The sequence below is a fragment of the Thioalkalivibrio sp. ALgr3 genome (genome assembly GCF_000377325.1).
Classification (GTDB): domain Bacteria; phylum Pseudomonadota; class Gammaproteobacteria; order Ectothiorhodospirales; family Ectothiorhodospiraceae; genus Thioalkalivibrio.
In genome coordinates, this window is record NZ_KB897988.1 from 1 (window position 1) to 14,337 (window position 14,337).

11 protein-coding genes and 1 pseudogene are annotated in these 14,337 nt (G+C 64.2%); 4 read left to right on the forward strand and 8 right to left on the reverse strand.

Annotation, left to right across the window (positions count from 1 at the left end):
* Positions 1 to 233 precede the first annotated feature (233 nt).
* The 5 genes from csb2 to C998_RS14855 all read right to left on the reverse strand — a co-directional run bounded on the left by csb2 (position 234) and on the right by C998_RS14855 (position 6,939).
* Positions 234 to 1,709 (reverse strand): type I-U CRISPR-associated protein Csb2, encoded by a 1,476-nt coding sequence (gene csb2, locus C998_RS0111055; protein ID WP_019022501.1) that lies wholly within the window; start codon positions 1,707 to 1,709, stop codon positions 234 to 236.
* Between the two features lies 1 nt (position 1,710).
* Positions 1,711 to 2,739, reverse strand: coding sequence for a type I-U CRISPR-associated RAMP protein Csb1/Cas7u (gene cas7u, locus C998_RS0111060; RefSeq protein ID WP_018870930.1), 1,029 nt, complete (start codon positions 2,737 to 2,739; stop codon positions 1,711 to 1,713).
* The gene (locus C998_RS0111065; RefSeq protein WP_018870931.1) at positions 2,736 to 3,434 is read right to left on the reverse strand and encodes a hypothetical protein; all 699 of its coding nucleotides are present in this window, start codon (positions 3,432 to 3,434) and stop codon (positions 2,736 to 2,738) included. The genes cas7u and C998_RS0111065 overlap by 4 nt, the downstream gene beginning before the upstream one ends.
* The gene (gene cas3u / locus C998_RS0111070; protein WP_026279584.1) at positions 3,431 to 5,980 is read right to left on the reverse strand and encodes a type I-U CRISPR-associated helicase/endonuclease Cas3; all 2,550 of its coding nucleotides are present in this window, start codon (positions 5,978 to 5,980) and stop codon (positions 3,431 to 3,433) included. Before cas3u ends, C998_RS0111065 begins: the two co-directional genes overlap by 4 nt.
* A gap of 734 nt (positions 5,981 to 6,714) precedes the next feature.
* A complete protein-coding gene (locus C998_RS14855; protein WP_156001287.1) occupies positions 6,715 to 6,939 on the reverse strand; it encodes a hypothetical protein in 225 nt (74 codons plus the stop codon).
* 158 nt (positions 6,940 to 7,097) lie between these two features.
* On the opposite strand from C998_RS14855, the pseudogene C998_RS0111075 reads away from it, so the two are divergent.
* Positions 7,098 to 7,853 (forward strand): annotated as a pseudogene (locus C998_RS0111075) (leucine zipper domain-containing protein); the annotation flags it as partial.
* A 594-nt stretch (positions 7,854 to 8,447) separates the two neighbouring features.
* Positions 8,448 to 8,768 carry a hypothetical protein gene (locus C998_RS14860; RefSeq protein ID WP_155986654.1) on the forward strand — a complete coding sequence of 107 codons (321 nt, stop codon included), beginning with the start codon at positions 8,448 to 8,450 and terminating at the stop codon, positions 8,766 to 8,768.
* Between the two features lie 1,139 nt (positions 8,769 to 9,907).
* Here the strand turns inward: C998_RS14860 and C998_RS0111085 are convergent.
* From C998_RS0111085 to C998_RS0111095, 3 genes are read right to left on the reverse strand one after another with little or no spacing between them, the layout of a single operon-like run.
* A complete protein-coding gene (locus C998_RS0111085; RefSeq protein WP_018870935.1) occupies positions 9,908 to 10,114 on the reverse strand; it encodes a hypothetical protein in 207 nt (68 codons plus the stop codon).
* Between the two features lie 10 nt (positions 10,115 to 10,124).
* Positions 10,125 to 11,129, reverse strand: coding sequence for a sensor domain-containing diguanylate cyclase (locus tag C998_RS0111090; RefSeq protein WP_018870936.1), 1,005 nt, complete (start codon positions 11,127 to 11,129; stop codon positions 10,125 to 10,127).
* Positions 11,130 to 11,186: 57 nt separating this feature from the next.
* A complete protein-coding gene (locus C998_RS0111095) occupies positions 11,187 to 13,337 on the reverse strand; it encodes an ATP-binding protein (RefSeq protein WP_018870937.1) in 2,151 nt (716 codons plus the stop codon).
* Positions 13,338 to 13,524: 187 nt separating this feature from the next.
* Here C998_RS0111095 and C998_RS15210 point away from each other — a divergent pair, with 187 nt between their 5' ends.
* Together C998_RS15210 and C998_RS0111110 are read left to right on the forward strand one after the other, a co-directional pair.
* Positions 13,525 to 13,734: a hypothetical protein gene (locus C998_RS15210; protein WP_018870938.1), complete on the forward strand. Its 210-nt coding sequence runs from the start codon at positions 13,525 to 13,527 to the stop codon at positions 13,732 to 13,734.
* Positions 13,735 to 13,962: 228 nt separating this feature from the next.
* Positions 13,963 to 14,250: a hypothetical protein gene (locus C998_RS0111110; RefSeq protein ID WP_018870940.1), complete on the forward strand. Its 288-nt coding sequence runs from the start codon at positions 13,963 to 13,965 to the stop codon at positions 14,248 to 14,250.
* The last annotated feature ends 87 nt before the right edge of the window (positions 14,251 to 14,337 follow it).

Consider the following 14,337-nt stretch of genomic DNA (forward strand, 5'->3'; position numbering starts at 1 on the left):
GCTTCAATTCCACCCCGGCCAGAAACCGGGGAACACATGCGGGCGGCGGAAAACATCCTCGCCGGCCCCGTGCTTCAATTCCACCCCGGCCAGAAACCGGGGAACACAGGCTCGCGTACGACGCCCTGATAATGCCTCTCTCAACGTGCTTTCGCGAGTGGTGGCGCTGAATCGGGTCTCCATTCGCCTTTGTCATCTTGGCTGGGATTCAGTATCCCTAACAAGTCTTTGAATTATCGATCGTTCGCATCCTGCGAGTGCTCCCGGGGTGCCGGCGCGCCACTCGGGTGCTCGCGATGGGTCAGCAGTCCGAGACCGCACCCCTCACCCGCTCCGAGAATCAACGGCCCGGGAACGGGCGTGTGGAACTCGATCGAGACGAACCGACGCGGGTAGGAACGCAGGTAATGCGGGACCTCCACCGCCCGCGCCGGCTGGGCCCCCGGAAGTTGGGGTGCCTCGTCGAGGCGTACCCGCCGAACGGCTTCTTCCGGGATCCCGGCATGCCGGAGCAGGCGACGGACGGACTTCCCGGGGCGCGGTCGGCCGCGTCTGGTGTCGAAACCCGGCAGGATGATGGGTGAGGCCGCCGACCATGCCGAGGCCGCATCGGTAAACCGCCACAGGATCCGGTCATCCTCCGGCCGCGGAACAGGGGCCAGCATTCCCTTGAGTTCGCCCGTCCCCGCCTCGATCAGCTCGGCTGAAACCATCCGCAGCAGGACGGCATGCCAGGTATCGGAGTCGACCGCGGGGGGAGCCGCGATGAGGACGCGCCGTATCCGACCGTCTGCCCATTTGTGGGCGACGTTCGGAACCGGCAGGGCATACAGTCGGCCCGGGCCGTCGTGTCCCATCAGGGCGCCGATTGCTTTATCTCCCAGTCCCGCCTGCCTGGCCGCCTGGTGGAGGGCATGGCGCACCATTCCGGTGACACGCATGGCTTCCTCACCCGGCACTGACCAGGGGCCGCTGTCGTCCGGCAGCCGGAGCGTGAAGGCGCCCCATCGCAGGGTGGGCGGGGCCATTGGATCATGGTACGCGGCGAGCGCTGCGGGCGGTTCCTGGGCGCCGCCGACATGTTCCCCGCGGATGCGCGACCGTGCACTCTCGTGGAGCGACTCCATGCGTTCCACCTCTCCCGGACCGGGAACGGGCATCGCGAGTCCACCCTGGTCCTCGTCGGGACGCCACCGGTAGCCGGACTGCGGGGCCGCGTCCTCGGCCCATCGGGCTTCGGCGCTGACCAGGTCCGTTCCCTGACCGAGCAGGGTCAGGCCGTCGGCAAGGAGCGAGAATGCTTCAGGGTCCGGGTCTGGTTCGGGGAACCGCCAGAGATAGGTGACCGGCCCGGGAACGGACCATCCCTGACGCGACCGAATGGTGCGTAGCGCGGCCTGTTTCTTGCGGGCCTGCTCGGGTATGCCCTTACGGTGGAGTTCCATCACCACGTCGGAATCGTTGTTCGGCACCGCCGTGGCGACGGGCTCGAGCCGTTCCGGAACCGGGCCGCTAATTTCCGGGGCATCGAGCTGCTCCAGCCGCCGCAGAGCCTCCCGGCCGCGCGCACCACTGCCACCCGGCCGGCTCGCGCCCGCAAGCAAAGCCCGGAACACGCGCGCAGGCGAGGGTGGCCACTCTCTGCCGTGGTAAGCAGGCAGTCCCTCCCCTTCGGCGAGCCAGCGGACCGTCAGTTGCAGGGTCGGCATGTCACTCACCGGCGCCTTTCTTAAGCAGCGCCTTGCCGGCCTTCGGATCGAACGTGGCCTGGTGGATCGGATCCGGTCCGGTCCGGATATCGAGCGTGGCGGCGGCGGGTACGGCGGTGTCGTTGAGGAACCGGGTCACCTGTTCCTCATCGAGCTCCAGCTCCGAGCGCGTGCCGTCGCGCTGGATCGCCTCGATGGAGGGGGTGCCCTGTGGGATCAGCCAGCAGCCGGTGCGCAGGTCATAAGCGCGCCCGCCGACCCAGTACCCGGCCAGAGCGAGACCAAGAAGGTAAGTCCCGAGACCGGGTCGAGCCTGCTCGAGCTGTCGGCAGGCCCCGAGATGCAGGGTCATGATCTGGCGGATTTCACCGTGGACCACAACGCCCCCGTGCTGGTCCACCGATGGCGTCGGGGCAAAACCGACCTCCGCTCCTTTCTTCCATTCGTTTTCCGTCAGGCCAAGGTCCTCACGGGAGAATGCGGAGGTGAACTGCGCGGAGCGGGTAAAGATGTCGACGTCCCATGCGTAGATCTCGCTGCGGATCATGCGGGGGATCTTCACCCGGGTGTCACGGCTGTCCCACGCACCATAGACGAGCGAGGTCGGACCGAGTTGAGCGACGGGAAGGGGGTCGCCCGCATCATAGGCCTCGAATGCGGCGCGGATCTCGTCGTGAAGGTCACTGGTGCGGATGGCCGCATCCGCGAGCCGGTGGGGCAGATCGGGGAGGCCAATCGTGCGCTCGCCCGCGGTGATCGATACGGTCGGGACGGTGTGCGCCAGCTCCCCGGAGAAGCTCGCTTCCATCCGGTTCGCCTGGCTCTGGACCGTATCCAGGGTCGCCACCCAGCGGCCATCCCTGAGCTGATTCACGGTGTAGGGGGTGTCGTGCCGGTGACCGGCCTTGTCCGCGGCAGGGTAGGTGGCGGGAAAAACCGGGACCTCCCACCCCTCCATCGGCTCCAGTCCCTGATTGACGCGCAGGGCAACGGTCCCCGCGTTTTCGAGTAGCGCCTTGATGTTCGTCATGGTTCCTCCCTTAACGGGTGCGCGGGTTTGAGGAATCGGTTGCTTCCGGCACCTGCGATTTCGGTGCGCCAGCCCTGGAGGCTGTACCGGCTTGCGCCGGCGATGGCAAAGCGGGCGATGAGGGCGGGAGCGGGCTGCCAGAGGTGGTAGCGGAATCCCTCGCCTCGGTCCCCCTGAACGGGGAAGTGCTGTAGCCCGAGAAAAGCGAGCAGTTCGACGTAGGGCCGGCAAAGGTATTTGAGGCGGTTATGTTCGTTGACGGACCAGCCCAGCCCCAGACTGTTCCAGGTCCCCTGAGGATCCACGCCGAGGCGTCCCGTGGTTGGGGCCTCGTGCGTAAGCCAGTCGGCAGGGTCACCGGTCCGGGCGGCTTCGACAAGGTTGGTGAGCACCGAACGGGCCGACTGCTGTCCTGCCCAGAACTTGAAGCCGGTGTTCAGGCCGTAGGGGTGCTGGAACCAGTCGAGACGCTGGTCGTCGAGCCAGACAGCACCATCCTCCTCTCGCGGTTCCGTTTCGAGGAGACGGGTGAGGGTGGCGTGAGGCAATGGGGCCTCGAAGTACCAGCGTGCGTCGCTCTGGATGAAACCGCAGTCGTTCGGGCCGGTTTCTTCTTCGGCAAGACGGGTGATGGCGGCGCAGGCGAGGATTTCGCCGGGGTTGGTCGGGTCGACGGGGAACCGTTCGGCCATCATTCTTCCTCCAGATCGGCGTAGCCGCTGGAAACCCAGGCGTCCGCGCATTTCAGGATGGCTTCGAGCCATGCCAGCCCCCAGGGACCGAATCTGGCCTGGAGCCGCGCATAACGACGCTCGGCATCCCTCGCCAGGTGTTCCGATTGCGCGTCCGGCAGCTCGGGATCCCACTGCCGCCGGTCCGGGAAGCCGGGCCGCGCGTGGCCGTGGTGGGCCGCGATGAGGTGCAGGACCAGTTCCCGCTGCAGGTCTTCATCCGTGTGCGAAACCGGCAGGGCGCGGTCCACGCGTGCCAGGGATCCGAATTCATGGCGGTATCCGCCGAGCAGCCCTGGCCGAAACCGCCCGCGGACACTCTTCGCGACCGGTGGTTCCTGCCCCGGATTGCCCGCGGCGCGTTGCCATATCCGGGCGGCCTTTCCGTCGTCATGACCGTCGCCGCCCTTGCGGAGCGCGGCCACGACCCAGTCATCGAGTCCCAACGCATGGCCGATGCGGGCAGCGGCATCGCCGACCCGGGCATTGTGCGTCTCCAGCGGCTCGGCCCTGCGAGCCAGACGGGTGAGGTCCGTTTCGGCCTGGAGTGCGAGTTCTCCGGCTCGACGGCGCGCGTACACCCACCAGCGGGGCTCGGCATCCTCATCGTCCTCATCGTGCAGAGGGACCCACCATTGGACGGCGCCGTCCACCCATTCCGGCAGGTCCTCGGGATGCTCCCCCGCGGTTTTCTCGAACCGCAGGGCGTCTCCGTCGTCGGCCAGATCGGCAACGGCTTTACCGGCTTTTCGCGCGTCCAGAAATCCGGCTTCGGACAGTCCACCCACTTCGGCGGGCAGTACGAGCGTCCCGTAAGCGAGCGTCGAGGCCAGCCCCTGGCTGTCGGACGTGATCTGGAACCGGCCGACGCTGCCATCCGGCCGTCTCAATACACCCTCGAAACCGCCCGTTGTCTCCGCCATCTTCGCCAGTTCCTTGCCCGCCGCTATCGCGGGAATCCTCAGCGTTTCGCGCGGCCGGGGCGGCAGGAGCGTGAGGGCGTCCTGACAGGCGCCAGGGCCCTGCTCGAGCAGCAGACCCAGATCGGCGCGCCACAGGACATGTACGTCCGCGGTTTCCGGCTCGTCGGATATGCCACGGAGGAGAGGCGCCACAGGCGGAAGCCCGATCCCAGCACTGGTCCCTGCCAGCAGCTCGATGCGGTCGTGTTCGAGTGGTGTGAACAGCGGGGCGGGTGAGGAAGCCTCCTGAATCGATTCCATGGGAACGCCCAGGAGGTCCATCGGAGCAAGGTTGGGCAGGCTCTGGAGGAGCTCCAGGGTTCTTTCGCAGGCGGCGGCGTAGCGGTGCTTCCATCCGCTGTTGTTGGCCTTGTAATCGGTATCCTCGGGCGTGTAAACGATCGTCACGCCACTGTCGGAGTGCGATCCAGCGCGGTTGAGGCGGCCCAGACGCTGGATGACGGTGTCCAAGGGCGCCAGATCCATGATCATGTCATCGGCATCGAGGTCGACACCCACTTCCGCGGCCGCCGTGGCCACCAGATATACCGGTTCGCCGCCGGGTGGCTCCGTGTCCGGCTCGGAAAAGCATTTCCACAGCGGGCTGTCGGTCAGGGCCTCGCGTTCGGCGCCGCGCAGCGTCCCCGTGAAAAGTCCCACGCGATCGCCGCTGTCCGTACCCAGCGCCTTGAGCAGATCATGATGGAGGCGCTGCGCTTCCTGAGCCGAACGGGTAAACAGCAGGGTCTTGCCGGTTTCCCGCGCCAGTGCGTGGCTGACCATCGTCTCCCGCCACTGGGCTTTGCCTTCCACCTTCCGGAGGTGGAGCCGTTTCACGGCCCGCAGGCGCCTCCCGAGAACCGGGTCTGCTTCATCGGCGGATTCAAGCGTCGCCTCGCCCACCTCCCTTGGGGTCGCCGACATGGTCATTGCGCGGAAGCCGTGACGGGTCGGGCGCTCCTGAAGCTGCTCGACCTGACGGAGGGTTTGGGCAAAAGCCGGGCTGAGGTGCGACTCGTCAAGCACGACGGTGGTGTCGACCCCGAGAAGCCCGGCGTGCAGGGCTCGGCGACTTCGGCCATCGCCGTACCCCGAAAACAGTAGCCGGGAACCGATCATGTCCACGGTGCCGACGAGGACGGCGGGCCGGGCGGGGTCAAGCCGCCACTCGCCGCTGTCCATCAGCCCGCCCCGCAAGGTGCCGATCGCGACCGGTCCTGCATCCGGGTGCCGGAAGGCCGCTTTTTCTTCCAGCGCCTCCCGCGCCTCGTTCATCTCAGCTAGAGCGTCGATCCACGTCCGTAACTGCGCAGTCGTCTGGTCCACGATAGCGCGGCGGTCCACAACGTACACCAGACGCCGAGGCAGCGGCGCCCCGGCGGCCAATGCCAGAAGGTAGAGCGGAACGACCGACGTTTTTCCTGTGCCGGTCGGCAGTGCCAGCTCATCGGGGATCTCGCCGTCCAGCAACCGTGCGAAGCAGCGGCGTTGCCAGGGATAGGGTGAGCGCCCGGTTATCGCTTCAAAATCGTCGATTGTTACTGGCATGGGTTTGCTTCCTTTCCCCAGTCGCTACGTCAAACGTACCCGAAGGCGCATCCGTCCGAAACACCGGCAGGTTGCTCCATTGAACATGGTGGGTGCAAACCGACGGGGCGGTGGCCTGCGGCATGCGTTACGTCCAAGGCCATGGACATCCTCGAGAGGAGGGGGCCTCGCTGGTGGTGCGGGACGCGGTTCAGCAGCGGTCCGTCCACCGCCTGATCCCGCATCATTTGCCGATTGACTGACGCACGGCTCATCATTGGACGGTACGTTTTACGCACCCTTAGGCCGCCCGGCTGCGGAGTCCAGCCATCGGGGTCTCGAGCTTCCATGCCGCCGGTCAGCGTCCGGCTACACTTGCGCCACCTGTCTGCGTTGCGGATGTTGCCCGGTTCGGTTCTGGGCGGATGCAGCTTGCTAGACCACCATCGGTTTTGCTCCTTGGTTCGCCCCGGATTATGCCTTGGCGCTCCACGTCCACCCAGTCGTCGTCTGGACGATCTCCGGTCCTCACAAACCAAATAGACGCATGGCGAAGCATGGCGAATTCACCATGCCGCGGGACAAGTTTCAGAATTGAGATAGAAAAAAAGCTGAATAATACGCCGCTAAAGCAGTCACGGCTATTTGAGATACACGCAGAATGACGGCGGTTCCATATACCGCGAACATAGAAGATAGAGACCAATTATGGGGGTTAACAAAATTAGAGTATAGCTTAGCGAGCGCTGATCCAATCAGAAAAAAATTCCCCCAAGTATTCCTGAGGCGGCAAATGTGCCAATTATGAAGAAAACAAATGCTTGCCAAGATATAAACGAAAGAAATCCATCCATGTAAAATAGGTAAATACCAAAAGCCCACCAAACAAATATCGAGAAGCGTCCGTAGCTGTCCGCCTGTTGCAGGCGCTGTTCCTCAAAAAAATCTTCCAAGTGGTCTTCTGGGTCCTTTTTCGACATCTCCTCACTCTCCGAACACCGTGGCTGTCAAGGGAGCTTGCACCTGCACTCCACGGAAATTTTGTAGTCCCTAGCTGTGATCTCTCAGTAGGTCGTTCATCCGGGGTGGAGTCCCCGAAGCTTCAGGTGCGACCCAGTCCACTTGAGGGAGACCCCGAATGAACACGCACAAACATGCCCGACTTACGCCCTATGGTCGAGCCCTGTTGGTCCGTCGGATGATGACCGAGGGGCTTCGCGTCGAGGACGCACCCCACGTACGCACCGCCTTCAAGTGGTACCGGCGCTATCCCGATGAAGGCGAGGCCGGGCTACAGGATCGCCCCTCGCGGCCGGCAGCCTGTCCGCACCAGACGCCCGACGCGGTGCGTGACCAAATCATCGCGCTGCGGCGCGAACGCCGCACTTACCGCCAGATCAATCAACAGACCCGGGTGGCGATGGCCACCATCGGTCGGGTGCTGCAGCGGGCCGAGCTCAACCGCCTGTCGGTGCTCGACCCGCCACGGCCAGTCCGACGCTACGCGTGGGATCAACTCGGGCAGCGACTGCACCTGGACATCAAGAAGCTCGGGCGCTTCCGGCGGCCGGGCCATCGGGTGACCGGTGACCGCCGCAACGCCTCCGACGGGGTCGGTTGGGACTACGTTCATGTTGCCGTCGACGATACGTCCCGCCTCGCGTTGAGTACCGTGCACTCCGACGAGACTGCCCGCCGTGCCTGCCGGGCGCTGGCCGAGGTCCTGCGCGAGTGGACGTATGCCCGGTGCTACGACCACTCAATCCAGCGCAACGCGCACCCGCCCGTCTGGCTGCACCAGTACAAACGGCATCGACCTCGCGCCAGCCTCGGATACCAATCGCCCGTCAGCATCCTCGGCCCCGATGTGAACAACCTGGTGGGTTTACATGCCTCGGGCGTGAGGCTGTCGATCTTGCCCAGAACCGTGTACCGCTGCTTCTGTTTGCCTGGCATGGTCCGGCTCGGGGCGATGTAGCTGGGATTCCTGCCCCTCAGTGTTGAGCGGGGCCCTCGCGCCACCGGATAACGGACAGTCGGGGTAGCCTACCCGTGAACTCGGAGAATCAAGGTGAAGGTAGCCCTCCCCACCTGTGTCCCAGAAAGCAGACGGGTGCGGCCGGCAATGATTACCGCCCTGAGCCGGGCCAGAGGAGATTACCGACGAACGCCTATTGTACCCTCACTTCATGTGCGTCTCCGAGTCATGATAGGTGGTGGCAGTATGTTCACGATGAAGCCGGGCGCCGCTCGCGTGTTTCTGAGGTTATGGGCCGTGGTCGCGATCGTGTTGTTTCTACCGGTAACCGGTAAAGTGGCTGTTGAAATCGTTCCAGAAGAGTCGCATGCACAGGCAGTCTAGAATTATTGTTCTGAGCGATGGCGCTCGTGGTGGGACGAGCCAATTGAGGGCCGAGGGGACGATCGATCAAGGCGCGATCTGCTCGACACCGAGCCAGATCGTTTCGACGAATTCGAGATTGATCCCATGGAGCCGCGCGAGCCTCAAAGCGAACTTGCAAAGAAAGGGAGAAAACTTGCCAGGACTCGTGAGCGTGGTGAGACCGAAGCCGCGGCAGAGATCGCTGGGGAAATCCGCGAGATACGGGTCGAACAAATTCGTGAACGTCGTCGGCTTGAGATTGATCCTGAGAACGTTAACTCAGTTTGCGCAAGGGAAAATGAGGGCCAGCCTGTCCGGACGGCTGTGGCTTTCCTCGGCGTGTACTGGGCACGGCCATTGGCACTGATTGTGTTCTTTGGAATGGCTGCTTTCTGGATAGTCAGAGGCTTCCATTCGCATTCATAAATGTCAGGTCTGGCCTCTTTTTTCTGTCACGTGCTGAGGTCTATCGCGCGTACTTATGGGGTGTCTAGGTGTCTGTCTAGTTGTCAGGTTTCGGCTGGTTCCATCCCGCGAGAGAAGGCACCCCAGTTTCATGGTCGAGAGTGGATGTGTTATGTCGCCGATGGATGGACGGGGGCGGACCGCATGGCGAGTACGGTTTATTCTAAGGCTCATCAATCATCTTGGCGTGTACTTCACGTTGACAGGCAAAAGCCCGGAGCGTAATCGGGGAAATGCTTGTGGCCGGCTCGATGGGCTCGCCGAAAGGACCGCTCCATGCAGACCAGGGCCGCAAAGCCGGAGGCTGGGTTAGTCGGCCGATCCGTGACTGGAAGCCCATCGGGGCGGATGACACAGTAATGCCTATGTGTGTAGGCTGTTGTTGGTTCTGTTCTGCCATCGAGCGCTCATCGGAGGCCTGCGGCCTTGGAAGACGGATCGTTGACGAGGCGACGAGGATTCTAGTCTTGGCCACGTAGATACGGTTAGTCCTCTGGAAGTCGGTGCCGTCTCGAGGAGTCTCAGGATTGTCGTCGATTGATAAACTGATAATCAAAAAGGAAAGTGCCTTGAGTTTGCGTCGCGCATGCGTAGCAATAATATTATTTGCGCCCCTAACAGCTTGTAGCCTGACCTTGCCGGTAGAAGGTGAGGTCCGCGAAACAGGCGAGTCCTTTAGCGGTACAGCGACTGGCTACATGGATGGCGCTGGTGATCTCAAGATCGAATCGAGCGAGGGAGTCGTTTGCGAAGGTAATTTCACTTATGTGACCTCGAGAAAAGGCGAAGGGGTGTTTACGTGTGACGATGGTCGATCCGGTCCCTTCGAGTTCGTCTCCACGGGAAACAGGGGTACGGGGCATGGAGAGCTTAATGGTGATCGTTTTGTCTTTACTTTCGGTCAACCACGATAATGCAAAGTAACGGTGTGTCTTCACTAAACAACTTTGGCCGCCTTAGTTGAACCCTGGTGTTGCAGAGCAACTGCAACGTCTGACCCCGAGGCCCCGCAAAATCGTCCGGTGTCCACCCGGGTGAACTGGCCGGCCGAAGACGACTCAACGTTGGTTGCATCGATCGCCAAAGGGTTCGTCCGGCTCTCATTCGTTCTGCGTGTTCACCAACGGATCGCCGCCCAGGTAATCGCGTAGGGCTTCGTACTGGTAAAGCGCTGCAAGCATCTGCACGAACTCGCTTTCCCGCAGCAGGACCACGCGCGAGCCGTCCGCGATGCGGACGAACTCGGGGTGCAGTGTTAGCCCATCGACCGGGTCCTGCGTATCGGACGTCGTGTTGTTCGGGGGCATATGCTGTGCCTCAGTCTGCGGGGGTCTGCTGCTCATCCGGGCCGGCCGAGGTTTCGTCCGTTTCCAGACGGTTGCGACCACGTTCCTTGGCCCTGGAGAGGGCGGCGTCGGCGCGGCGAAGAGCCTCCTCAAACCCTTCACCATGGTCCAAAGAAGCCGTCCCCGCCGAAACGGTCAGGGTTGGGCCGATGGAGGTGTCGGCGACAGTAATGGATCGGGTTTGCTCCACGACTCTTTTCCCCAGGCTGGCTGCGCCGGAAAGGTCGGTGTCCGGCAGCAGGATCACGAACTCTTCGCCTCCAATCCGCCCCAGACAGTCGCTGGTGCGCAGCAGCTCGGCGCAGGCCTGCGTGAAGCACCGCAGTGCTTCATCCCCCCGCGCATGTCCGAAGCGGGTGTTGATGCTCTTGAAGTGGTCGATGTCCAGGATGAGAAGCGACAGCGGGTGCCCGTAGCGGCGGGCGCGCTCGACTTCCGAGTGGGCCCGTTCGAACAGAGCACGCCGGTTGGCGATCCCGGTCAGCGGATCGGTCTCTGCCGCCTGGCGCCAGTACTGCTCGAGCTCTTTGCGCGGCGTGATGTTGACCGCGACCCACAGGACCACGGGCTTGGGATGATCGTAACCGGGCAGGGGCAGGACACGGCCTTCAAAACACTGTTCGACCCCATCCTGCGTGGCTTCTCGAGCCGAGGGCGGGAGACCGGCCACATCGTCGACGCGGAGCTGGTACTCCAGGGTCTGCATGTCGCCGGTCCGCAGGGCGGTTCGGATCGCCTCGAGACATGCTTCGGCGACAGTCGGGGGCAGCGCTTCGGTGACGCTGTGCCCCTCCAGTCCCTTGCCGCTCACGTACATGGCTTCGTTCGCCCCGCCGATGACCCGAACGTACAGCCCGTCCTCGTCGATCACGAACGAGATGTCGGGCAAAGCCTTGAGCAGGGTGAGGAGCTGATCGCGCTCGGCCCTCAGGCGCTGGATCAAATGATCCCGGTTCGGTCGCGAGATGTCGTCCATGTGTTCTCTCCATATCCACGGGCCGTCAGGCCCCGGTCCGTTCGAAGGGGTGTGGGCTTAGGCGAAGCCCGCCGCGCGGCGTCCGGCCCCGGGCTTGATGCGCTGCTCGGCCGCCAGGGCCTCGGCCAGGGCCTCCTGGGTCAGGTCGCCGGTACCCTGCCGGCGGGTATGCGCTCGCACGACCGTCGCGAAATCGCCGGGTGTGAGGTCCTCGAGCCTTTGGATGGTTGCGCGGGCGGATTCCGTAGCGCAGCCATCGCTGGCATCGACCGGCTGCAGCCGTTCCACCAGTCGCTCGAACAGCCGTACCCGCTGCTCCATGGTCAGCGGACGCAGTTCCAGTTTGTGGTCGAACCGTCGCAGGGCGGCCGGATCCAGCGCTTCCAGGAAATTCGTGGCGCACACCAGGATCTCGCTGAACGCCTCGATCTGGACCAGCAGTTCGTTGGTGCGGGTCGTCTCCCAGGAGTGGCGAGCGCCGGAACGGTCGGTCAGGAAACTGTCGGCTTCGTCCAGCAGCAACACCGCGCCTTCCCGTCGCGCCTCGCGAAAGGCCCGTGCGAGGTTCTTCTCGGTCTGGCCCACGTAAGGGGAGATGAGCTCCGAGGCGGTGCGCTTGCGCAGGGGGCGGTCCGCCCGTTGTGCCAGGTGATGGGCCAGCGCGGTCTTGCCGGTCCCCGGAGGACCGTGAGCCAGCAGGGAACCGGAGCCCGCGAGGACCAGATCCTCCAGGAGCGAATCCACGTCCCCCTCCGTGTTGAGGTTCTCGAGACCGTATTCGAGTGCGTCGTACGCCCGGGGCATGGCAAGCGGGGGCCGCCCCTGGAGCTCGGCCTGCTCGGACAGATGGTCGGTGATGACGGATTCCGCCGATTCGCCATGGGCAGCCTGATCCAGCAGGCGCGCGACCCGCGCGGAGCCCTGGATCTCGGCCGGCGTGAGGCCCTCGATGCCGGCCATGTGGTCCAGCCATTCGTCACTGACCTCCAGCCCCTCGCAGGCGCGCGCCATCAGGGCGCGGCGGACCGAGCGCGGGGGATGACCGACCTCCAGGGTGAAATCGAAGCGCCGCAGATAGGCCGGATCCAGTTGCTTCGGGTGGTTCGTGATCCAGATCGCCGGGACCGGGTTATCCTCGAGCATCTGGTTGGTCCAGGCCTTGCCGCCGGTACGGGGTCCGCGCCGGGTGTTGCCGAACAGGGCGGCCAGCGGATCCTGCCCGAACACGTCTTCGATCTCGTCGAAGGCGACAAGGGAGCGGGGAGCCCGCCTCAGGAGATACTGGCAGAGCTGATAGGCCCGCTGCCGGTGCGGCGCGTCCATCGGTGTGCCATCGGGGGTCTCGTGATTGACCTCGCGGCCTTCCAGCCCGAGCTCCTGTGCGAGGCGCCGCACGAGCTGCGTCTTTCCGGTGCCGGGTGGCCCGTAGAGCAGGATATTGACCCCCGGAACGTTTTGCGAAGCGGCCTGGCCGAGCAGGGCCCGCAGCCGTGCCAGCGGCTGCTCCAGGTGGGCCAGGGCCATCTGATCCCCCTCCGGTTCGGGCATCGGGCGGAAAAACGCGCTGAAGACCGGCTCGGCTGACTCCATCCGCCCGACCAGTTCCGACGCCAGATCGCCGAGCAGGTCGAAACCGAGCTGGTTCGACATCAGCATGCCGCGGCCCTCGGTCTCGACGAGGCCGGAACGCACCAGCGTGTTGCGGGGCGACAGGGCTTCCCGGACCTCACGCAGTGAACGGCCCAGGGCGACCGCCACGATTTCCTCCGCGGTCAGGTCCACCGTGTCGCGCACGCTGGAGAGCAACGAGGCGAAGGGGTGATGAGAGGCATTCAGTGCCAGGATCTGCAGGACCTCGCGTTCGCATTCCGAAAGGCCCAGGGGCTCCCCGAAAAGGCGGACGTTACGGGCGATTGGGTGATCCCGCTGCAATGGGCCTGCCTGCTGTTCGACCGCGTCGGCCCGCTCGATGACCGCCTCCACCCGTTCCGTGTCGTCCCAGACGTCTCCGTCGTGGTCCACGCCCAGCGCCTGAAGCATATCGTCATCCAGCGAACGCAGGAGCGTCCCGGTCAGGTCCATGGTCAGGGCATGGCGCAGGACACGCAGGGCCCAGAGGGCCCGGATGCCTCCAAGGTTGCCGGGCAGCTCCCCCCGGCGGGCGGAGCGGAAGGACTTGCGTGAGCGGCGGCGTTTGCTGACGGGCATGGCCAGGACTCCTCGACGAATGGAGCTCAAGCCTTGCACAGCCAGGCGACGGTTTTTGACGTTGGTTCGTTGCGCGGCTCACCGGGTGATATGGCGAAGCGACCTCTGCCACTGTCAGAACTGGGCGATGGCGGGTGTAGTGAGGGGTACGGTCTTCGTACTTGCGACCGTTGCCGAGGGAGTTCATGTGTACCGGCAGGAGCAGGTGAGGGCCTCGGAACTCACGCAGGAGCTGGAATGGGCGTTGCTCGCGGAACGGGAGGCCGTGAAATGCCGGGCGAACGAGTCATTGGATCGGTACCTGGATGCCGTTCTCGATGCATGGGGCGAGCAGGTGGGGGAGCATTCGCAGGTATCGACGGACACCGCTTCATTCCGGATCTTTGGTGGGTCGTGAAGGATTTCGCGGGCTGCGGGCCGGCCAATCAGGGCCGAACCTGCGTTTGCTCCTAATCGAGCATCGATTGGCGTTTCGGGCGGTCCTCGATAACGACGGTGCCAACCCGGAGTTCCACGAGGTCGGCAGTCAGCATCCCGGTAACGGGGAGCTCGGAATGTCGCAGGCGACACAAATGGACGCCTGAATGGGTGAGGATGTGCTGACCACATTCATCAGGGGTGCGTGATGGATTATCCGAGCGCCTGTCTTGCTGTCCTGCTCGGCGTCGCATTGTCCGGCTGTGCCGTCGCGCCGACATTTGGGAGTAACGTCCCGTCGCCAGGGCAGCCGCTGATCCGGGATGCCGACGGGCGCATCACCGGCTACATCGACGAGCAGCCCCCGGGGCCCACCTACATCCGCGGTGCGGACGGCCGGATCCTCGGCACTGTGGAGGACGGCCCTGGCTCGGCACCGACGCGGGTTCGCGATACGGACGGACGCATTCGGTATGAAATCGACGGGTCACGCTGAAGGGGGTGCCGCGGCCTCAAAATGTTGGCGTTGCATCTTTGCACGGACGATCACCGGCTGGCAGTCTCCCACATGAGCCGGCGTGCA